We start from the raw sequence: 19785 nt of genomic DNA, 5'->3' as shown, positions 1-19785 counted from the left end.
CTTACTCTTCTTCTACATTGTTTATTCGCGTAGTGATCTCATTCAGGCGTGTCAGGCTTTGCATCGTCATAGGCAGCATAATGGCCGCCTCCACGAACTCCCATGAATAAGCCACGATAGAAAAGATCATGCCTGTACTCATGTCGGGTAGCCCAGCCGCCAGGATCAGATTGATCACAATAAACGCAATCTGAAACAGGAAAATTACACCATAAACGATGGCTTCCGTGTCAGAAAGACGAACTTCATGCATCCTTAGCGCACGCAGATGTCTCCAGACACCACGCCGACTCCCTCTCTCAAGCACATGCACCTGGTTCTCTGTCTCTGCATTCAGGGCGGAATTGAGTAAATAAAACCGGCTGTTAAACGCGGAGTAAGTAAGCAGCATCAGAACGACGACAGTAAACGCCGACGCTGACAGCCACAAATGGAAGCCAGCAAGCACCACCAGAGCGACAATAATCTGGATAACAGCTGAAAGTACTTCAGGTACTTCCCCTTCCAGATAGTCCACCAGCTCTCTGCTCATGTTCAGCCGCGCTGCCCGTTTCGAAACCGGCTTATTCTGGTGCCTCTGATCCAGTTCCGCCCCTAAATGGAGCCGGATTGTGCCATAGGCGCGGGTATCGTAAATCCGGCGTGCAACCGCGATCACCGTCAGCCCCACAAGGACACCACCCATTACAATGACATTGTCGAACACCCCTTGAAGCAGGTCATCAATGGCAAATCCGATGAGCAACGGGATCAGTGCCATCAAAAAATTTTCTGCAAGAACACCTGCCCATGTAAGACAAATCCGATAAGGAAATGTCTTCACAAGGGTAGAAAGTCCAAGATGTCCTTCTAAACGCATGATGCCCTCAACACACAAACAATAGATTGTCATTTTAGATAATCTATTGTCACACGGTGTCAAGGCCTGCTCATTCGGCAGTTAAGCAACCACCTCTTCAACACCAACCAATTCAAAGGACCCAATCGGCGTCTCAACTCCGTTCAGCAACACTGCCAGCCGATGTTCTCCCTCGTAATACCGACGTGTTGTGATTGGCCGAATACTGTGTTTGCCTGAAACACGCAGCGTCTGCCCAGCGCTCAACTCGCCTCTCCGCCACTTGAACACCTTTGGGGCCTGTGTCCCGTTCGCTTTGCGATGGTAGATGACAAAGTCCAGCATAAACGGAACTGCCTTCTCAGAGGCATTGCTTATCTCCGCAGAAAAGGTCAGTCCTGATCCATAAACCACCCGATCAGTATCCAACACACTGCGCACCACACGCGTATGTTCTGCATCATATCCGAGCACAGCAAGGCTCGGCAGATGGGCCGCCTTCACATTGCTCCGCAACGCATGCCGCACCAACCGCAATCTACGCTCGGTTGGTTGCTCGAGCCAGCGCCCACAAACCTCTGCAGTTAAATCAGGGTGATCCTTGGAAATGTCATTCAGATGATTGGCAACAGACCGGCGCACATATTCAGTCTCATCATCTTTAAGCTTCTCTAACAATGGCAGGCACTTATCTGGGGCCTCAATAAAGCCCTTCAATCGCTGTCCCCATGGCAACCTTGGCCGTGTTCCCTCAGAAACAAGTCGCCGCACATGCGCACATTCATCCTCAGCCCACTCAGCAAGAAGCGTCATTGCCTCCTCTTCATAGCGTTCAATAAACGGACGAATAGCAAACTCAGCTGAAAAGCGACGCGTCATCTCTTTCATAGCAGCCATGGAAAGCTCAAACTTCTCCAGGCCATAAAGCAGCACGTAATCAGAGAACGGCATTGTTACGAAGCCAGAAAGCCCGCTTCCATCATTCTCCCAGACTGGCTCATCCTCCATAGCCAACGGAGCCGAGAGCGTCGCCATCATAATCCGCAGCGCTTCGCTATAATCCTCAGGGAGATAACGGCGCAAGCAACGCGCCAGATGGAGCGAACGCTCTTTCAGCTCCAGCTCACTCAAACCATCCAGAGCTTCAGCTGTGAAACCAGAAGCAAGAAATGAGGGATGAGCCCCTGCCAAAGCAGAGGCCATCCGTTCAATAGATGCTTGATTGAAAACCTCTTTAAAAGGCTCAGCCATAAGTACCCACCACACTAAAGAATTCCATTGCACCAGCTTTGCGCGGCTGATGCTCACGGCTCATATCAATCAAAGAAAAATACGCCTGTCCGGCTTCATGCTGACCAGCGGCGGCAAAAGCCTTCTCACTTGCACTACTATCTGCCCAAACAACAATATCAGCATAAGCACCATCTTCATGCTTCACCAATGAACGGCGAACAAACCCTTCATGCTCATTCAAAAACTCCGCCTGAAACCGCTCAGAAGCAGCAACAAGATCACTTTCACTCTTGCCCTCAGCAAGATGAAACGGTGCAAACTCAATCACTTGGTTGGTCATCATTATTTTCCTTCAATATTCGGATGACCTGTTTGTATGGACATATATGTCATTTAATGACATATTTCTTTGATGAGCAATGAAACAAGCCGAGCAACCAGAGCAACAGCCCTAAAGCGCCTTGATAGACTTGAGCAGATTGAAGCACTGCTCAAGTCTGGCGAGTGTCCGACAACGCACGATCTGGCAAAAGAGCTCGGCATTTCCCAAAGAACTTTGTTCCGGGATCTGGAACTGCTCCGCGAGCGTGGCTTGCCCATTGAGGCAGATAAAGGTCGCGGAGGCGGCATCCGCCTTCAATCCCGCTGGGGTGTTGGCCGCCTCAAACTGGAATACAAGGAAGCGATCGACCTCCTCATCAGCCTCGCCATCGCAGAGAACATGCGCTCCCCTCTGCTGCTGGCCAACCTCAAACCGATCCGCCGCAAGTTGATTGCGTCCTTCTCTCCAGAGCTCCGCTCCCGTGTCGACACATTGAAGTCCCGCATCTGGATTGGCGAAACAGCCTCTCTTCATGTCTATGGATCTTTTGAAGAATTTGACAGCGAAGCAATAAGCCCTGTCAACGAAGCCTTCTTGATGAGCAAGTGCATCCATATCCAATACAGCGATCAGAACGGCAACCTTTCTCACCGAACCATCGAGCCACACTACCTTTTTCTGAGCTACCCGGTTTGGTACATTATGGCCTGGGATCACCTGCGCAGCGCCGTCCGCACCTTCCGTCTCGATCGCATAAAATCCGCCCAAATGCACGACAAAGGCTTCGCCCTAAAGCCTAAAAAGCCCTTCATAGACGCCATCGACGGCATCGAGCCCGCAACGCCTTAGTCATCAAAGCTTCAACAAACATTCATAGGCCTGCCATGCGGTGCCCCTAACCAGAAAGCACTTAACCGCAAAACTATTCTGACTGGGGATTTTTCATGCGCGTTCTTCGCACTTCACTCTTGGGCGGCATTTCCGTTGCTATGTTGGCAGCTGGTTTTTCTGCTGCAAATGCATCTGAAGCAAAGTTCTTTAAACGCATCGCGACCATGCCGGTTTACGAAACACTGGCGGAAGGCGTAGATCGCAAATCTGAAACCGTCGCAGAAATCATTGCTGCATCTGAAGACGGCAAAACCCTTGCTTTCACCGATGGCCCTCAGGAAGCAATCGTCTTCCTTGATGCAACCAACCCAGCACAGCCAAAGCCAGCAGGGCGCACAGCACTGGGCGGTGAGCCAACTTCTGTTGCAATCTCAGGCAATTACACATTCGCAGGCGTCAACACTTCTGAGAGCTACACCGCTCCATCTGGCTATGTGGCCGTTATCAACACCGCAACAAAACAGATTGTTGCGACGTGCGATGTAAAAGGCCAGCCTGACTCCGTTGCAGTGTCCAAAGACGGCAAGTTCCTTGCGATCGCCGTTGAAAACGAGCGTGACGAAGACCTGAACGATGGCGCTCTGCCGCAGATGCCAGCAGGTTTCCTCACCATCTTCGATCTGGATGAGAACGGCATGCCGAAAAACTGCGATACCGTGCGTATCGTGGAAATGACAGGCCTTGCAGCTGAAGGCGGAGATGATCCGGAACCAGAGTTTGTTTCCATCAACGGCAACAACCAAGCCGTTGTTACACTTCAAGAAAACAACCACCTCGCAATCGTTGACCTCGCTTCCGGCAAGATCACCAGTCACTTTTCCGCTGGTACCGCGACAGCACAAAACGTACCGGTCAAGAAAGCTCGCGCCTCTGATGCGTCTGGATCAAAGGTAGATATTCCCCGTGAACCGGATGCTGTGGCCTGGATTGACGATAATCGCTTTGTGACGGCAAATGAGGGGGATTACAAAGGCGGGTCTCGTGGGTTCACCATCTGGAACAAGGACGGCACCATCGAGTTTGACAGTGGCAACCAGATGGAACATCTGGGCATGTCGCACGGGCATTACCCGGCCAAGCGTGCACACAAGAAGGGCACTGAGCCAGAGGGCGTAACCATTGGTAAGTTCGGCGGCGAGACCCTGATCTTCGTAAACTCCGAACGCGGAAACTTCGTAGCAGTGTACCGCGACACCGGCACCGAACCTGAGTTCGTCCAGTTCCTGCCAACGCACATCGGCCCGGAAGGCCTGCTGGCGATCCCATCCCGCAATCTCTTCGTTGTTGCCAACGAGAAGGATAACGTGAAGGACAAAGTCCGTGCCCATGTCGGCCTCTATGAGTTTGGCGCGGCCTCTGTTGAGTACCCGCAGCTGGTTTCCAACATCGACCCAGAAACCAACGCACCCATTGGCTGGGGCGCAATCTCTGGCATGGTGGCAGACAAAACCGATGCCAACAAACTCTATGCCGTCTCAGACAGCTTCTACGACAACGCCCGCATCTTCACGCTGGATGTTTCCAAACAGCCCGTTGAAATCACAGGCCACATGGATCTGACCGGCGGCAACGCCAAGAAGTACGACCTCGAAGGCATTGCCCTGCGCAAAGACGGCGGTTTCTGGTTGGCATCTGAAGGCAACGCGAAGAAGGAAATGGAGCACTTCCTGCTTCAGGCCTCTGCGCATGGTGTCATCGAAAAAGAGATCAAACTACCAGAGAGTCTCATCGCACAGGCAAAACGCTTCTCTCTGGAAGGCGTAACTGAGTTTGAGATGAACGGCAAAACTCTCGTGGCCGTTGCTGTACAGCGTGAGTGGAACGACGATCCAAAGGGCATGACCAAGATCGGCATCTACAACCCTGCTGATGAGAGCTGGGGCTTTGTGCACTACCCGCTGGATGCACCACGCAGCGCAGCCGGTGGTTGGGTCGGTCTTTCCGAAATCACATCTCTTGGCAACGGCAAGTTCGCAGTCGTAGAGCGTGACAACAAAGGCGGCAAGGAAGCAGCCATCAAGCAGGTCACTGTGATCTCTCTGGAAGGCATCACCCCTGCCCCGCATGGCGTTGAGCTGCCAGTGCTGACCAAGAAGGTCACTCTCGATCTTCTCCCAGCCATGTCCGCAACCAACGGCTGGACACCGGACAAGGTTGAAGGTCTGGCAATCACCAAAGATGGTCGCATCCTCATCTCCACCGACAATGATGGCGTGGACGATGCCAACGGCGAAACCCTATTCTTCTCCATGGGTGATGCAACTCAGCTGAACTAGCCGATTAAAATTTAGGAGATAACAAAGCCCGGTCGAGAAATCTGCCGGGCTTTGTGCTTTCTGCAAGGCAACAACGCAAAGCCGACGACCCTACGAAGCAACTCAGAGCCAGTAGATATTACTACCTACAAACAATCTATGCGTGCTGTATCAAACAATACAGCCATCAACCAAACAAAATCACAACAATACAACCACCAGTTACTATTGATTCTCAATAAACACGGTGGTCTCATGCCCATATCTAATGTAAATACGACACAAACAACTGTTCAAATTGAAAACAACGCAAGCCTCGCGCAAGTTAATACTAAAAGCACACAATCCTCAAGCTTGAATGATTCCGTCTTAAAGGCAGAACCGGAACACAAAACAGGCTTCTACTACGCACCCTTCGCATCTGAGGATGTCTTACTTTTCGCAGCAGGCACCAATCAAGCCCGCAACACGGCTGGTAAGGAACCACGCCATATTATCGTGGCAAATGATGCTGCTAAAACCAAACTGGAAACGCTCAAGCAGCAGCTGGTAGAAAAGAACCAGGCTCAGGCCAGTGACATTCGCGAAAAGGCAAATGCAGTCATCTCGGAGCTGAACCTTGAGGGATTTGAGCTTCTGGACTTTGTATCATCAGATGCCTACACAGACCTGCTGAAGCTGGCACAAAACTATTCCTTTGAAGCAGATGTTCTGCAGCAGGCAAACATTATCAGCAATGAGAAAACCGGCATTCTAGGCACGCTGAAAAACGGTGAGAACAAAATCTACGTACTCGGCCACGGCGCTAACGGCTCTAACGAAATCTCCAGCAAACGAAGCGCCAGTGAGGAAGGCTATGAAACAGTTTCCTCAAAAGGGCTGGCTGAGCAACTCTCAAAAGGCGGTCTGGATAAATCATTCACCGATATACGCGTCGAAAGCTGCTACAGCGCAGATGCAACCGCACCGGAGTCATTTGACCCGGAAGAACTGAAACTTTCCTCCGAACCTGGCTTCATAGATGCACCAGAGGATCCAGAACTCGACGGGACCAAAGTTTTCCCTTTTGCGCAGTCCTTAGCGAATGAACTCAAGAGTGCTGGCTTTGAAAGCCCGGAAGTTGCCGGTTATCACGGCGCGGGAAAAGCCTACTCAGACGACACCCATAGATACCAGACACTCCACACAGACGATGCACCAGTGGCCAGAAGCTCTGATGTGCGGCAGATATTTATTCCGGTCTGAACCTACAGCTTTACAGAAGCGATCAGCCTAAGCGCATAAAGCCCAGCAAAACTCTTGGCCGGGCTTATTGCTTAGCCTTTACATTTTACCAGCCTGCTCAGGATAGCATCAGCTTGAGTCCAGAGGATCGCACTCCCCTCCTCTGCAATCTGATGCAGCTCAGAACAGCTCAGGCGCGTGGCAAGAGTGCTGCCAAAATCAGGCGAATGCACCGGGCTCGTATCCTTGAGGCCATACCATAACTGCACGTCCTGCTTGATGTTCTCAACGCTGAACGACCAGCGCCCCATCGCAAGCCGCGTATCACGGGCATAGCCGGCTGCTCCCTGAGCAAAGCCCAAGGCCAGCGCATCACGATAAAGAGGTGCAAACGATGCTGAGGCATAAAACGCACGGTCCTCTTCCCCGCTCATCCCCTCAATCATCTGCCACAGCCAATCTGCCGTCGCCATGCCTGCAATGTCAGCCTCAAGACGGTCCGGATCATCGCAAGCCAAAGAAACCATGCCCTTCAACTCATCAGGAAGCTTGGCAAACATACCGGGGGAGGCCAGCTCATCCTGACCGGACACAACCGCAACCCTATCAACAAGACCAGAAGCTGCCAGTGCCAATGCAAAAGGCGCCCCCTGCGAAAAGCCAATCGCAAACGCCTGATCGGCCACCACAAAATCAAGCAGTTCTTTGATATCCTCTGCCCAGCTTTCAAAGTTTTTCTCAGGATCTAGCCCGGACTTACCCAATCCCGGACGATCAACTGAGAGAACACGCAGACCCAGATCCTTTGCGATTTGCTCTCCAAACGAAATGGCAGAGGCCATTCCTGCCCCCTGACACAAAATCACAGGCCGCCCATCAGCATCACCCCATTCACTCCATGCAAGGGTGCGGTCACCGAGTAGATTTATTGTTCCTTCTTGCAGCTTCACAAACGTATTCCTCAATGCAAATTCAAAAACTAAATCAACAATCTAATAAGGCAGACGATCTCTCACTGCCCTTAAAGCTGCACCTAACAAAACGGGTAATCACTGCAAGATCAAGCCAACAAACAGACTTTTTCCCAGCCGCTTAGACGCCTCCTTAAAAAGAAAGCCCGGGGAATTTCCCGGGCCTTGTCGCTTAGTTCTTCGTAGCAAGCTGGGCGCTCAGCGAACTAAGTTCCTCAATATGCCAGAACTCGTGGATCTTGCCGTTCTCAACGCGATAAACCTCAAAACCGGCAATATCGAAGGCATTGCCATTAGCTTCAGCACCAAACAGCCCATCAGTGTTGGTGCCTTTGTAACGCCAGTAGATCAGAACTTTATCATCACCGATTGGCTCAACCATACCAAGCTCATGGCGGGAGTCCGGTGCGCCTGCTGCCAGAGCTGTATAGGTCCCCACCGCAAACTGCTTGGCGTTTTGTCCCTCACGACCATTATGGTCCACCATGTCATCGGCATAAAAAGCTGCCAGTTTATCCGCATCAAACGGGCGGCTATCCGCAACCTCATAGAATTTGCTCAGAAGATCAGTCGCTTCAGTGGCACCAGCAACTGCGGTTGAAAGGGCAAGAGCTGCAGCAGCTACAGCAAGCTTCACTTTGTTCATCGGCGTGTTTCCCTTGTTTTCATTAGGCAAACCCCATATGAAAGCAAAGAAGCAGAACGTCTAGTACGCACTTTTTTAGCAGCTAGTATATAAAAGGGTACTGCCCACCATGAGCGATGACAGCAAAGACACAGCCAGCAGAGCATTCATCGGCTATGAAACCTGCCCTGTGCGCCGTACCCTGACTGTTTTGAGCGGCAAATGGAAGCCATTGATAATATACGAGCTTCTGCCTGCACCCTGCCGTTTCAACGAGCTGAAACGCAGACTGCCCGGTGTTTCTCAACGCTTATTGACAGCACAACTCCGCTCTCTGGAAGAGGATGGAATTGTCGACCGTAAAGTTATGGAAGTTGTACCGCCGCATGTGGAATACTCCCTTTCAGAAAAAGGCAGATCCCTGCAGCCGGTCCTTCAGGCAATGGAAACCTGGGGCGAGAACGAGGTCAAAAACTTCCCGATCTCTTAATCCTTGCGCTCATAGTGGTAGGTGATCTTGGGCTTGTTCTTGCCGAACAGGATCTTCAGGATCACAATGGGGATAGTGATGGCAATAACGGCCAGCATCAGGCCGGAGGCAAAGCCGATAATGAGGAGGATAAATGCCAGTAAAGCCATCGCGAACAAAATCGCAATCACCCGCCCGGTTATGTATTCCAGAAAATTCAGCATCACCATCTCCAACGGGCATATCTTCCAAAACCAGCGCCGGTTTTCGGTTCAGGATACGCAAATAAACATCCAAAACAGCACCGTTGCTATGTGCGCTGTTTTCGAGCTACCCAAAGGGTACACCACTAGAAGATGGCGATGCAACTGAAGAGAATCAAGCGTTCTCATGCTTTTTCGCTGCCGGGTTATTCCCCCGCTCAGCATTCAGATCAGCAAATGTTTTGCCAGCGGAAACCAGTTCCTCAAGCAGCCTCGCAGGCTGCCAGAAGTAAGCATACTCCTGCGCATACGCCTTGATATTATTGAGGATTTTCTCAAGCCCAATCTCATCTGCGTACTGCATCGGGCCACCACGCCAACGCGGAAAACCGTAGCCGTAGATCAGCGTCATATCCACGTCCAACGGCCGCAAGGCAATGCCTTCCTCAACCACCTTTGCAGCTTCATTCACCATGGCTGCCATGTACCGATCAAGGATCTGCTCTTTTGAAAGGTTTTGTGCGTTGATATGTTTTTCTTTGCGTTCCTCTGTCAAAATCTCGAGAACAGCAGGGTTTGGCGTGCCTTTCCGCGCACCTTCCTCATAAACGTAATAGCCCTTGCTGGTTTTCTGCCCAAACCAGCCTTGCTCACACATGCGGTCTGCAAATGTGAAATAGCGCTCACGTGGATCACGGGTTGGCGCTTTCCGCTTACGGGTTGCCCAACCGATATCCAGTCCCGCCAGATCAGCCACCGCATACGGCCCCATCGGGAAGCCGAACTCCAGCATCACCTCGTCCACCTCAAACGGCGATGATCCATCCACCACAACTGCATCAGCAGCTGCACGATAAGTCGCCAGAATGCGGTTGCCGATGAAGCCATCACAAACGCCAGCCCGAACAGCGACCTTCCGCATAATCTTGCCAAGCTGGAAACCAGTCGCAATTACATCTGGAGCCGTCTCGTCCGCAACCACCACTTCCAGCAGTTTCATGATGTGGGCCGGAGAGAAGAAGTGCAGCCCAATCACATCCTGCGGCCGCTTGGTGACAGCTGCAATGGCGTTCACATCCAGATAAGACGTGTTCGTCGCCAGAACAGCACCGTCCTTACAAACTTCATCCAGTTTCTGGAACACCTGTTTCTTCACAGTGATGTCTTCAAACACCGCCTCAACGACCAGATCCACATCAGAGAGCGAGGCATAATCCGTGCTCAAAGATAAGGCTTCAGTAAAGATCCGCTGTTCCTGCTCTGCTGAAAGCTTGCCCTTCTTAACAGCACCACCAGTATTCTTGGCAATCGTCGCTTTCGCGCGACTGAGAGCCTCATCATCACGCTCAATCAGGGTGACGGAAAGCCCGTTCATCAGCGCACCGGTCGCAATGCCAGCCCCCATGGTACCGCCGCCGATCACGCCGATAGATTTCAACTCGCGTGGAGCAATGCCTTCAATTTCAGGAAGCTTGCCAAGAGCCCGATCCGCAAAGAACGCATGTGACAAAGCGCGGTGTTGAGCCGAGTCCTTCAGCTCCATAAACATCTCACGCTCTTTCGCCATGCTATCTGCAAAACTGGTCTGGCTGGCAACCTCAATGGCTTCAACACACACCACCGGTGATTTCTGACCACGGGCCCGCTTGGCAACCGCAGCCTTGGCATCCGCAAACACCTGTGGATCAACAGCAGGCGCAACCAGTTCAGAGCAACGTCGCAAAGGCGTTCCGTTGTCGATCACAGACCGCGCGAACGCGAGGCCTGCTGCAACCGCGTCAGTCTCTTCGCTCACCTCATCCAGAATGCCAGCTGCTTTGGCAGCATCAGCACCAAGCTGCGCACCACTCGGGATCATCTCCAGCGCTTTCTCGTAGCCCGCCAAACGCGGCAAGCGCTGAGTGCCGCCAGCGCCCGGAATGATACCCAGATGCACTTCCGGCAAACCAACCTTGGCGCCCTTTACGCCAACGCGGAAATGACAGCCCAGCGCAACCTCAAGCCCGCCGCCCAGCGCAACACCATGAATGGCCGCAATCACAGGCTTGGAGCAGGCTTCAATACCATCAATCACATCAGGCAGATGCGGCTCAGTGGCAGGACGCTTGAATTCGCGAATGTCGGCCCCCGCGATGAACACCTTGCCAGCGCCAACAATCACCGCAGCCTTCGCCGCATCGTCTTCTTCAAACTGCTTGATACGCTCAACCAGATCTTGCCGGATCGCCAGCGACAACGCATTCACCGGCGCATTGCTCACCGTCATAACCGCAACATCACCGCGCAATTCATAGGAAACCTGACCTGATGACTTAAATGAAGAAGACACTCGAAACTCCCTGAGGCAAAGCGCACTCCCGCGCCGCACTATCACTCGCAATTCCACGTAGTTTAGCAGGGCACAGCAGGAATTCCAGCTGTAAAATACAATTCTAATATGCGGAATTACAAGAGAGAGGCTTGGTTACCCTCACCATCTACAACGGCTCGTCCAACCCATTTGGCAAGGAGATCCAAAGCACAGTCTGAGCCTCAGGCGAATGCCGCGAAAGGTGACCCTTGCCATGCGTGTCCTCAATAAGCACGAACTCCCCAGCGCCGACTGTTCGAACTTCCCCGTCACTGGTTTCATACTCAACGGAACCATCAAGCCTCACAGTCAAAACCCGATCAGGCACATTATGCCATTCCACCTGTCTCATACCTGCTGGAATGTGAGAGAAACGGACGCGCGAAGCCGGATGACTGGCACTTACATCAAACGGAGTTGCTTCGGGATGCACCGACACTTTCTCTGTCGGTATCTCAACCTCACCAAAATGCGACTCCCCATCCGGCGTTGCGTAAATCCTTAGACACTTCACAGCAGCAGCCCCTTCAATCTGACCAAGACATCGCAAAATCTACCTACCATGCCGCAACCAGAAGACGAAACAACCACCTTGGTTGCAGCTGCACTTCCCAACTCAGCACAACACCCAAAAACAAAAAACCCGGCGCCTTACGACACCGGGTTTCTCGTTTAGTCTTGGAAGCGCATCATCGAAAACGAACTCTGTTCGCGATGATGGACACTTTAGAAGCGACGCTTACTTGGAAGCGTCTGCCCAGCTCTTGATCAGCTCGTCGTAGTCAACGGTGACCGGAGTTGGTTTTTCGTTAGCCAGTTTGGCTTTCGGTGCGCCTGGCTGGTTCAGCCAGAAATCGCGATCCTTAACTTCGTTGAGCTTAGGACCACACTCGCCCTGAACACCAGCACGCTCAAGACGCTTCAGAACTTTGTCCTGAGCAGCAGCAAGAGCAGTCATAGCTTCCTGAGGAGTTTTCGCGCCTGAGGATGCATCACCAATGTTCTGCCACCACAGCTGAGCCAGCTTTGGATAGTCAGGAACGTTGGTACCGGTTGGGGTCCACTGTACACGAGCTGGGGAACGGTAGAATTCTACCAGACCGCCCAGGTTAGGTGCACGCTCGGTGAAGGACGCATCACGAACGTCACTGTCACGCACGAAGGTCAGACCAACGTGAGACTTCTTCAAAGAAGTTGTCTTCGCAACGGTGAACTGAGCGTAAAGCCATGCAGCTTTTGCGCGATCTTCCGGGGTAGACTTCATCAGAGTCCAGGAACCAGCGTCCTGATAACCCAGCTTCATGCCTTCTTCCCAGTAAGCACCCTTCGGAGAAGGAGCCATACGCCACTTAGGAGTGCCGTCTGCGTTCACAACTGGAATACCCTCTTTCACCATGTCTGCGGTGAATGCGGTGTACCAGAAGATCTGCTGAGCAACAGAACCCTGTGCCGGAACCGGACCAGCTTCAGAGAACACCATGCCTGGTGCTTCAGCCGGAGCGTACTTCTTCAGCCACTCAATGTACTTGGTGATGGAGTAAACCGCTGCAGGACCATCGGTTGCACCACCGCGCTCAACGGAAGAACCAGCTGGGGAACAACCGTTTACGCGAATGCCCCACTCGTCAACTGGCAAACCGTTTGGAATACCCTTGTCGCCAGCACCTGCCATGGAGAGCCATGCATCGGTAAAGCGCCAACCCAGGGATGGATCTTTCTTACCGTAGTCCATGTGACCATAGACTTTTTCGCCGTTGATTTCTTTCACGTCGTTGGTGAAGAACTCAGCGATATCTTCATAAGCAGACCAGTTAACCGGAACACCCAGCTCATAGCCGTATTTCGCTTTAAACTGAGCTTTGATGTCTGGGTTTGTGAACCAATCATAGCGGAACCAGTAAAGGTTCGCGAACTGCTGTGTTGGAAGCTGGTACAACTTGCCATCTGGGCCAGTTGTGAATGAGCGACCGATGAAGTCTTCAACATCCAGAGTTGGCAGCGTAACCGCTTTACCAGTGCCAGCCATCCAGTCAGTCAGGTTACGAACCTGCTTGTAGCGAGCGTGCGTACCGATCAGGTCGGAGTCGTTGACGTAAGCATCATAGATGTTCTCGCCAGACTGCATCTGGGTCTGAAGCTTCTCAACAACATCACCTTCACCGATCAGGTCGTGAGTAACTTTAATGCCGGTGATTTCGGTAAATGCTTTTGCAAGAACCTTCGCTTCGTATTCGTGGGTCGCAATGGTTTCGGAAACCACTTTGATTTCCATACCTTTGAAAGGCTCAGCTGCTTTGATGAACCAGTCCATTTCCTTCATCTGCTCTTCCTGAGAAAGAGTAGAAGGCTGGAATTCGTCGCTCACCCACTTCTTCGCGGCTTCCATGTCTGCAAAAGCAGAGCTGGATGCGCAAATCATGGCTGCAAAGCCAACGGACGCTAAAAGCTGACGTCTCATATATATTCCTCCCGACTATAATTTATTGCACTGAAAGTTCCCCTAAACATCAGTGCGGAGAAAAAAGCTCAATCCTAAACCCAGCGGAATACGCAAAACGCATATGCCACACAGACCAACAGAGCCCACCAAAGGTTTGCGCTAACAAACCCAAGCCAAAACAGGCAGATAAACGCACTGCCCAACAACGAAACAAACAAGCGGTCTCCGCGTGTTGTCTCAAATCTCAAAATCCCGTGCCGTGGGCTTCCCCCCGGCACAAACCATTCCCAAACCGCCATGCTGGAGATCAGCAGGCCAATGGTGATGAAGAAAATCGCAGTCGGCGACGTCCAGGCCATCCAAGAAAAATCCATAATCGCCTCCCTGTTAAACGCGGCCCAGGGCAAAGCCCTTAGCGATGTAGTTACGTACGAAGTAGATCACCAGCGCACCCGGAATAATTGTCAGAATCCCTGCCGCCGCAAGTACACCCCAGTCCATGCCGGAAGCTGAAACCGTACGGGTCATCGTCGCCGCAATCGGTTTAGCCGCAGTTGTGGTCAGCGTACGGGCAATCAGCAGTTCCACCCAAGAGAACATGAAGCAGAAGAACGCTGCCACACCGATACCGCTTGCGATCAAAGGCATGAAGATCTTGCCGAAGAATTTCGGGAAGGAGTAGCCATCGATGTAAGCAGTCTCGTCAATCTCTTTCGGGACGCCAGACATAAAGCCTTCCAAAATCCACACAGCCAGCGGCACGTTGAACAGACAGTGCGCCAGAGCCACTGCAAGGTGCGTGTCGATCAGACCGAAGGCGGAATAGAGCTGGAAGAAAGGCAGTGCAAACACCGCTGGCGGAGCCATACGGTTTGTCAGCAGCCAGAAGAACAGATGCTTATCACCCAGAAACTTATAGCGTGAGAACGCATAGGCCGCTGGCAACGCGACCGCCACGGAGATAACCGTATTGAGCGCCACATAGGTGATGGAGTTGATGTAACCGTTGTACCAGCTCGGGTCCGTGAAGATCACCATGTAGTTGGCGAGCGTCGGCTCATCCGGCCACAAGGTAAACTTGCTCAGAATTTCCTGGTTGGTCTTCAGGCTCATGTTGAAGAGCCAGTAGATCGGCAGCATCAAAAACGTGATGTACAAAGTTGGAACGAGGAAAGCATAGCGGCTTCCGGTTCTCTGTGCCTTTGCGCGGGTCCGGCTGCGTGGAGCCTGTCCACCAGCAGCAACACCACCATCAATGACTGCAGTTCCAGTTGTTGTCGACATGGTGCTTACTCCTCGCCTGCGTAGTGTTTCTTCTCAGTCCCAATGTTGTTCATCGCGGTGTAGAACACCCATGAGAACAGCAGGATGATGAGGAAGTAGACGAGTGACATTGCAGCAGCTGGCCCAAGGTCAAACTGACCAATCGCCATCTTCACAAGGTCGATACTCAGGAAGGTCGTCGAGTTACCCGGTCCGCCACCTGTTACAACAAACGGCTCGGTGTAAATCATGAAGCTGTCCATGAAGCGCAGCAGAACCGCAATCAGCAACACGCTGTGCATCTTTGGCAGCTGGATGTAACGGAACACCGCCCAGCGGGACGCCCCATCAATACGCGCGGCCTGATAATAAGCCTCAGGAATAGAAACCAGACCCGCATAGCACAGCAGCACAACAAGGCTGGTCCAGTGCCACACATCCATAACAATCACGGTGGCCCATGCAGCAACAGGGTCCTGCGTGTAGTTGTAGTTGATGCCAAGAGAGTTCAGGAAGTAACCCAGCAGACCAATGTCCGCACGGCCAAACACCTGCCAGATGGTACCAACCACGTTCCACGGCACGAGCAATGGCAGCGCCATCAACACCAGACAAACCGGAACGCCCCAGCCTTTTTTAGGCATACAAAGCGCAATACCGATACCCAGCGAGATCTCAATAGCAAGAATGGAGAAGGAGAAAATCAGGTTTCGGACTAAGGCATCATGAAAGCGCTCGGAGCTGAGCAGTTCCTGAAACCATTCAATCCCAACCCAGAAGAACTGATTGTTTCCAAAGCTGTCCTGAAACGCATAGTTCACAACAGTCATCAATGGAATAACAGCAGTAAAGGCCACCAGCAAAAGAACCGGTAAAACCATGAACCAGGCTTTGTTGTTTACGGTCTTTTCCATGGATCAGGCCCCCTCACTTACGAGCCAGCTGTCGGCATAAAGGTTCGTCTGTGTTGGATCGAAGAGAGCTGTCGGGCTTTCCGGAATGCTCATGCCTTCGCCAACAATGGCATTCAGCGCAACACCTTCCATCTCACCACGTAAAATGCGGTAGCGGCCGATGTCTTCAACAGCGTTGACTTTCAACGGCAGACCTTCTCCGGCACCGCCGAGTTTCACAAACTCAGGACGGATACCAACCTCGGTTTTCTGGGCTTGCTTTTTCGGGTCGAGACCGCATGGCAGAGGCACACTATGCCCACCAACACGCGCCATGGTTCCATCCACCTCACACGGCAGAATGTTCATGCCCGGAGACCCGATGAAGTAGCCAACAAAAGTATGCTGAGGTTTGCGGAACAGCTCATCAGGCGTTCCAATCTGCACAACTTCGCCGCCATACATCACCACAACCTTATCCGCGAAGGTCAAAGCCTCGGTCTGGTCGTGGGTGACATAAACCATGGTGAAGCCAAACTGCTTGTGCAGATGCTTCAACTGCGAGCGCAAAACCCACTTCATGTGTGGATCAATCACGGTCAGCGGTTCATCAAACAGGATCGCGTTGGTATCAGAGCGCACCAGACCACGGCCCAGCGAGATCTTCTGCTTCTCATCAGCCGTCAGGCCCTGCGCCTTGCGCTTTGCCTTGCTTTCCAGATCAATGATCCGCAGAATCTCGTTGACCTTCTGATCAACTTCAGCTGCCGGAACACCGCGGTTGCGAAGCGGAAACGCCAGATTGTCGTAAACAGACATGGTGTCGTAAACGACCGGAAACTGGAACACCTGCGCAATGTTACGCGCTTCAGTCGACAGCTCCGTCACCGGCTTGCCATCAAACAGCAGCTCACCCTCGGACGGTGTCAGCAAACCGGAGATGATGTTCAAAAGTGTTGTCTTGCCACAGCCGGAAGACCCAAGAAGCGCATAAGCACCGCCATCTTCAAAGGTCAGGTTAACTTCCTTCAAAGCGTAATCGCTTGGGCTTGTTGGGGTCGGCAAATAAGAGTGGCGAATGTGGTCGAGATCAATACGTGCCATGCTCGCCTCCTTAAACCGCTTCACGCATGAGAGACGCAACAGAGCGACCCTCATCATCAAAAATCATGAAGTTCTTGGCATCCACATACACGTCGATCTTGGCATCCACGTCTACGTTATGAATGCCATGTTCCAGCGCCACCCAGCGGTGGTTCAGGCATGTCAGGTGAATAAAGCTCTCAGAACCAGTAATCTCGGAAACATCAACCACTGCAGGAAGGCACACAGCGTCTTCACTCGGGCGCTGCAGATAAAGGTGATGGGGCCGGAAACCTGCTTTGTAATGTCCATCAGGAAGACGCTTCTCTTCTTCTGATGCCGGAATAACCGTGCCATTTGACGTGCGGAATTCACCCCCGCTCTTCGTCAGGCCCAGCAGGTTCAGCGGCGGATCAGAGAAAGTCTGCGCAGTAACGATGTCCTGAGGATTGCGGTAAACATCAATGGTATCGCCAAACTGCGAAACCTGCCCCTCATGCAAGGTGGCTGTACGCCCGCCCAGCAACAAAGCTTCTGTCGGTTCGGTCGTTGCATATACAAACACAGCACCGCTTTCAGAAAAGATCTTCGGCAGCTCGTCGCGCAGTTCTTCGCGCAGTTTGTAATCCAGGTTCGCCAATGGCTCATCCATCAGCACCAGATGCGCCCCTTTGACGAGCGCACGTGCAATTGCAGTACGCTGCTGCTGACCACCGGAGAGGTTCAGCGGTGTTCTGTCCAGATAAGGTGTGAGCTTCATCAAGTCCGCAGCTTTGCGCACTTGCTTGTCAACTTCAGCCCCTTTTACTCCCGCAACGCGCAGCGGGCTGGCGATGTTTTCATAAACCGTGAGAGCCGGGTAGTTGATGAACTGCTGATAGACCATGGCGACGTCGCGCTTGCGCACGGAAACACCGGTCATATCCTGTCCATTTACGAGCACTTGCCCTGCAGTTGGCGTGTCCAGCCCTGCCATCAAACGCATAAGCGTTGTCTTGCCTGACAGTGTTGGTCCCAACAATACGTTCAATGAACCACTTTCAAGACGCAAAGATACGTCGCGAATATGGTCCATACCGTCAACAGTCTTGCTGACGCCCCTTAATTCAAGCATGTTGCCCTCCCGGAACAGAAAGCGACCCGACTGCTTCCTGCGATACGCGCTGCTTGCACTGCGGTACCTTCATATTCCTGACTGTAATTCCAAAAAACAACTCGGTGGTCGAGCTGAATCTCTTAGTAAAGGTCCCAGCCTTTTAAAGAACTGCGCCGTTTTAGCAACGCTACGCATCTGTCAATTTTTCACGAGCCTCCCCGAACACTTTCAAGTTCTGCTTTCTTACGCAGCTCCGTCCCTACAAAGTGCCATTAGAGATCAAAATTAAACTACGTCCTAACCAACACGTCAATTTTCGTTTACAGTCGATTACGCGCATATTCGCGTAATTTCGAAATATAAGCGAAACCACTTAAGCGTCAATTCGAAAATTGACAAAACGAAACTCTCAGTTGTTATCCATTAGGATGAGAACGCACCTAGTGCGGCAGAAAATGTTGAAGATCTGTCATTCTTGCATCTGACAGCCTGAACCAATAACACGTTGAAAAGACTGCGCTGTTGACGCAAACTCTGATTTAATGAGCTAGCTAATATTTTCGCGGCGAAATAATTCGAACCTAAATTCCCTATTCAGATGTTCTCCACCGGGTGTGGTCAATTCATGAAACCACCTTGCTCAAACATCGATTCTGACAACCGCTTCCGGAGAGGATCCCCTCTCCTCCCCCTCTTTTGCAAGCCCCCTTGCCCTTCAGGTAGATGCAACTCTATTGTCGTGTAGAGCAATAAAACCGAGGCAGCTAGCTTTGGTCGCTCTGGGAGGGGAACTGTATCATGGACTTTTGCCTACAGCTTTACAGCGCACGAAACTTCCAGCCCTGGAAAGAGGTTTTTCAGGAAACAGCCCTCCTCGGCTACACACAGGTAGAAGGTTTCGAAGAGCTCTACCCCACATTGGAGGCCGCTCAGACAGTGCGAGACCTCCTCGATGAGTACGACCTAGACATGCCCTCTGGCCACTTCGACCTCAAGGATCTGGAAGAGAACCTCGATCAGTGCATCAAGATCGCAGTCCTCCTCGGCATGCACACCATCTTCGCCCCCTACCTCACACCAGAACAAAGACCGACAATGAAGAAGGAATGGACCGTCTTCGCCCACCGTTTGGAGCACATGGCCAACACGCTCAAGCACAAAGGCTTCCACTTCGGCTGGCACAACCACGACTTCGAGTTCAAACCACTCCCGGACGGCACCATTCCTATGGAACTGATCATCTCAGAAGCTCCCACCGTGGAATGGGAGGTCGATGCCGCGTGGATCATCAAAGCAGGTCTGGACCCGCTGGACTGGATCGAAGCCCACGGCACCCGCATCACCGCAGTCCATATCAAAGACATCGCTCCAGATGGCGAAGGCACAGATGAAGATGGCTGGGCAGATGTCGGCTTCGGCACCGTCCCATGGGGCCACATTCTGACGGCCTTGCAGGAAAAAACCCGAACCAAAATCTACATTCTCGAACACGATGATCCGAACAATTTTCTCCGCTTCGCTGACCGTTCCTTAACCTCACTTAAAATGCTTGAGGGTGTATAGGTAGTTTGCCATAGACACGCCTTTCCCTTGCATTAAGGCAAGTCGATTGTCTCCACCAAGGAGACG

The 19785-nt window shown here is 52.2% G+C and carries 19 protein-coding genes; 5 read left to right on the top strand and 14 right to left on the bottom strand.

Going from position 1 to position 19785, the window contains the following annotated elements; genetic code table 11:
• Position 1: 1 nt before the first annotated feature.
• From DHN43_RS25035 to DHN43_RS25025, 3 genes are all read right to left on the bottom strand, one after another.
• Positions 2 to 859, bottom strand: a complete 858-nt coding sequence (locus tag DHN43_RS25035; protein ID WP_199914860.1) for an ABC transporter six-transmembrane domain-containing protein — start codon at positions 857 to 859, stop codon at positions 2 to 4.
• Positions 860 to 940: 81 nt separating this feature from the next.
• Positions 941 to 2089 (bottom strand): DNA alkylation repair protein, encoded by a 1149-nt coding sequence (locus DHN43_RS25030; protein ID WP_108820471.1) that lies wholly within the window; start codon positions 2087 to 2089, stop codon positions 941 to 943.
• Positions 2082 to 2411, bottom strand: a complete 330-nt coding sequence (locus DHN43_RS25025; protein WP_159096984.1) for a hypothetical protein — start codon at positions 2409 to 2411, stop codon at positions 2082 to 2084. Before DHN43_RS25025 ends, DHN43_RS25030 begins: the two co-directional genes overlap by 8 nt.
• 72 nt (positions 2412 to 2483) lie before the next feature.
• Here DHN43_RS25025 and DHN43_RS25020 point away from each other — a divergent pair, with 72 nt between their 5' ends.
• The 3 genes from DHN43_RS25020 (at position 2484) to DHN43_RS25010 (ending at position 6784) form a co-directional block, all read left to right on the top strand.
• On the top strand, positions 2484 to 3242 hold the full coding sequence (locus DHN43_RS25020) for a helix-turn-helix transcriptional regulator (RefSeq protein ID WP_063304473.1): 759 nt from the start codon (positions 2484 to 2486) through the stop codon (positions 3240 to 3242).
• A 140-nt stretch (positions 3243 to 3382) separates the two neighbouring features.
• Entirely contained in the window at positions 3383 to 5560 is a 2178-nt protein-coding gene (locus DHN43_RS25015; RefSeq protein ID WP_373456218.1) for an esterase-like activity of phytase family protein, read from the top strand.
• A 234-nt stretch (positions 5561 to 5794) separates the two neighbouring features.
• A complete protein-coding gene (locus DHN43_RS25010; RefSeq protein ID WP_199914859.1) occupies positions 5795 to 6784 on the top strand; it encodes an OspB in 990 nt (329 codons plus the stop codon).
• Positions 6785 to 6855: 71 nt separating this feature from the next.
• Here DHN43_RS25010 and DHN43_RS25005 read toward each other — a convergent pair whose 3' ends face one another.
• Both DHN43_RS25005 and DHN43_RS25000 read right to left on the bottom strand, forming a co-directional pair.
• Positions 6856 to 7713 (bottom strand): alpha/beta fold hydrolase, encoded by an 858-nt coding sequence (locus DHN43_RS25005; RefSeq protein ID WP_108820468.1) that lies wholly within the window; start codon positions 7711 to 7713, stop codon positions 6856 to 6858.
• Between the two features lie 193 nt (positions 7714 to 7906).
• A complete protein-coding gene (locus DHN43_RS25000; RefSeq protein WP_063290495.1) occupies positions 7907 to 8380 on the bottom strand; it encodes an ester cyclase in 474 nt (157 codons plus the stop codon).
• A 109-nt stretch (positions 8381 to 8489) separates the two neighbouring features.
• Here DHN43_RS25000 and DHN43_RS24995 point away from each other — a divergent pair, with 109 nt between their 5' ends.
• Positions 8490 to 8849: a winged helix-turn-helix transcriptional regulator gene (locus tag DHN43_RS24995; RefSeq protein WP_063290496.1), complete on the top strand. Its 360-nt coding sequence runs from the start codon at positions 8490 to 8492 to the stop codon at positions 8847 to 8849.
• Here the strand turns inward: DHN43_RS24995 and DHN43_RS24990 are convergent.
• The 9 genes from DHN43_RS24990 to DHN43_RS24950 form a co-directional block, all read right to left on the bottom strand.
• Positions 8846 to 9052 (bottom strand): hypothetical protein, encoded by a 207-nt coding sequence (locus DHN43_RS24990; RefSeq protein WP_152986835.1) that lies wholly within the window; start codon positions 9050 to 9052, stop codon positions 8846 to 8848. The genes DHN43_RS24995 and DHN43_RS24990 overlap by 4 nt on opposite strands.
• Positions 9053 to 9206: 154 nt before the next feature.
• Positions 9207 to 11360, bottom strand: coding sequence for a 3-hydroxyacyl-CoA dehydrogenase NAD-binding domain-containing protein (locus DHN43_RS24985; RefSeq protein ID WP_108820467.1), 2154 nt, complete (start codon positions 11358 to 11360; stop codon positions 9207 to 9209).
• Between the two features lie 148 nt (positions 11361 to 11508).
• Positions 11509 to 11895: a hypothetical protein gene (locus DHN43_RS24980; RefSeq protein WP_108820466.1), complete on the bottom strand. Its 387-nt coding sequence runs from the start codon at positions 11893 to 11895 to the stop codon at positions 11509 to 11511.
• A gap of 225 nt (positions 11896 to 12120) precedes the next feature.
• Positions 12121 to 13839, bottom strand: coding sequence for an ABC transporter substrate-binding protein (locus DHN43_RS24975; protein WP_063290499.1), 1719 nt, complete (start codon positions 13837 to 13839; stop codon positions 12121 to 12123).
• Between the two features lie 74 nt (positions 13840 to 13913).
• Positions 13914 to 14195, bottom strand: coding sequence for a DUF2160 domain-containing protein (locus tag DHN43_RS24970; protein ID WP_063291455.1), 282 nt, complete (start codon positions 14193 to 14195; stop codon positions 13914 to 13916).
• A gap of 13 nt (positions 14196 to 14208) precedes the next feature.
• The gene (locus tag DHN43_RS24965; RefSeq protein WP_063291454.1) at positions 14209 to 15105 is read right to left on the bottom strand and encodes a carbohydrate ABC transporter permease; all 897 of its coding nucleotides are present in this window, start codon (positions 15103 to 15105) and stop codon (positions 14209 to 14211) included.
• Between the two features lie 5 nt (positions 15106 to 15110).
• Positions 15111 to 15998 (bottom strand): carbohydrate ABC transporter permease, encoded by an 888-nt coding sequence (locus DHN43_RS24960; RefSeq protein WP_108820465.1) that lies wholly within the window; start codon positions 15996 to 15998, stop codon positions 15111 to 15113.
• 3 nt (positions 15999 to 16001) lie between these two features.
• Positions 16002 to 17081, bottom strand: coding sequence for an ABC transporter ATP-binding protein (locus DHN43_RS24955; protein ID WP_063290502.1), 1080 nt, complete (start codon positions 17079 to 17081; stop codon positions 16002 to 16004).
• A gap of 10 nt (positions 17082 to 17091) precedes the next feature.
• A complete protein-coding gene (locus tag DHN43_RS24950; protein ID WP_108820464.1) occupies positions 17092 to 18174 on the bottom strand; it encodes an ABC transporter ATP-binding protein in 1083 nt (360 codons plus the stop codon).
• A 780-nt stretch (positions 18175 to 18954) separates the two neighbouring features.
• Between DHN43_RS24950 and DHN43_RS24945 the strand changes: the two genes are divergently transcribed.
• On the top strand, positions 18955 to 19719 hold the full coding sequence (locus DHN43_RS24945; protein WP_108820463.1) for a sugar phosphate isomerase/epimerase family protein: 765 nt from the start codon (positions 18955 to 18957) through the stop codon (positions 19717 to 19719).
• Positions 19720 to 19785 lie beyond the last annotated feature (66 nt).

It is taken from the genome of Pseudovibrio sp. Alg231-02 (genome assembly GCF_900143565.1).
GTDB lineage: Bacteria > Pseudomonadota > Alphaproteobacteria > Rhizobiales > Stappiaceae > Pseudovibrio.
Note: the sequence above shows the minus strand (reverse complement) of the source record. Positions and strands in the feature narration are given on the sequence as shown.

Coding starts and splice junctions, on each gene's coding strand:
- DHN43_RS25035 (WP_199914860.1), bottom strand. CDS start 859: ATGCGTTTAGAAGGACATCTTGGACTTTCTACCCTTGTGAAGACATTT.
- DHN43_RS25030 (WP_108820471.1), bottom strand. CDS start 2,089: ATGGCTGAGCCTTTTAAAGAGGTTTTCAATCAAGCATCTATTGAACGG.
- DHN43_RS25025 (WP_159096984.1), bottom strand. CDS start 2,411: ATGACCAACCAAGTGATTGAGTTTGCACCGTTTCATCTTGCTGAGGGC.
- DHN43_RS25020 (WP_063304473.1), top strand. CDS start 2,484: ATGAGCAATGAAACAAGCCGAGCAACCAGAGCAACAGCCCTAAAGCGC.
- DHN43_RS25015 (WP_373456218.1), top strand. CDS start 3,383: ATGTTGGCAGCTGGTTTTTCTGCTGCAAATGCATCTGAAGCAAAGTTC.
- DHN43_RS25010 (WP_199914859.1), top strand. CDS start 5,795: ATGCCCATATCTAATGTAAATACGACACAAACAACTGTTCAAATTGAA.
- DHN43_RS25000 (WP_063290495.1), bottom strand. CDS start 8,380: ATGAACAAAGTGAAGCTTGCTGTAGCTGCTGCAGCTCTTGCCCTTTCA.
- DHN43_RS24995 (WP_063290496.1), top strand. CDS start 8,490: ATGAGCGATGACAGCAAAGACACAGCCAGCAGAGCATTCATCGGCTAT.
- DHN43_RS24990 (WP_152986835.1), bottom strand. CDS start 9,052: ATGCTGAATTTTCTGGAATACATAACCGGGCGGGTGATTGCGATTTTG.
- DHN43_RS24975 (WP_063290499.1), bottom strand. CDS start 13,839: ATGAGACGTCAGCTTTTAGCGTCCGTTGGCTTTGCAGCCATGATTTGC.
- DHN43_RS24970 (WP_063291455.1), bottom strand. CDS start 14,195: ATGGATTTTTCTTGGATGGCCTGGACGTCGCCGACTGCGATTTTCTTC.
- DHN43_RS24965 (WP_063291454.1), bottom strand. CDS start 15,105: ATGTCGACAACAACTGGAACTGCAGTCATTGATGGTGGTGTTGCTGCT.
- DHN43_RS24960 (WP_108820465.1), bottom strand. CDS start 15,998: ATGGAAAAGACCGTAAACAACAAAGCCTGGTTCATGGTTTTACCGGTT.
- DHN43_RS24955 (WP_063290502.1), bottom strand. CDS start 17,081: ATGGCACGTATTGATCTCGACCACATTCGCCACTCTTATTTGCCGACC.
- DHN43_RS24950 (WP_108820464.1), bottom strand. CDS start 18,174: ATGCTTGAATTAAGGGGCGTCAGCAAGACTGTTGACGGTATGGACCAT.
- DHN43_RS24945 (WP_108820463.1), top strand. CDS start 18,955: ATGGACTTTTGCCTACAGCTTTACAGCGCACGAAACTTCCAGCCCTGG.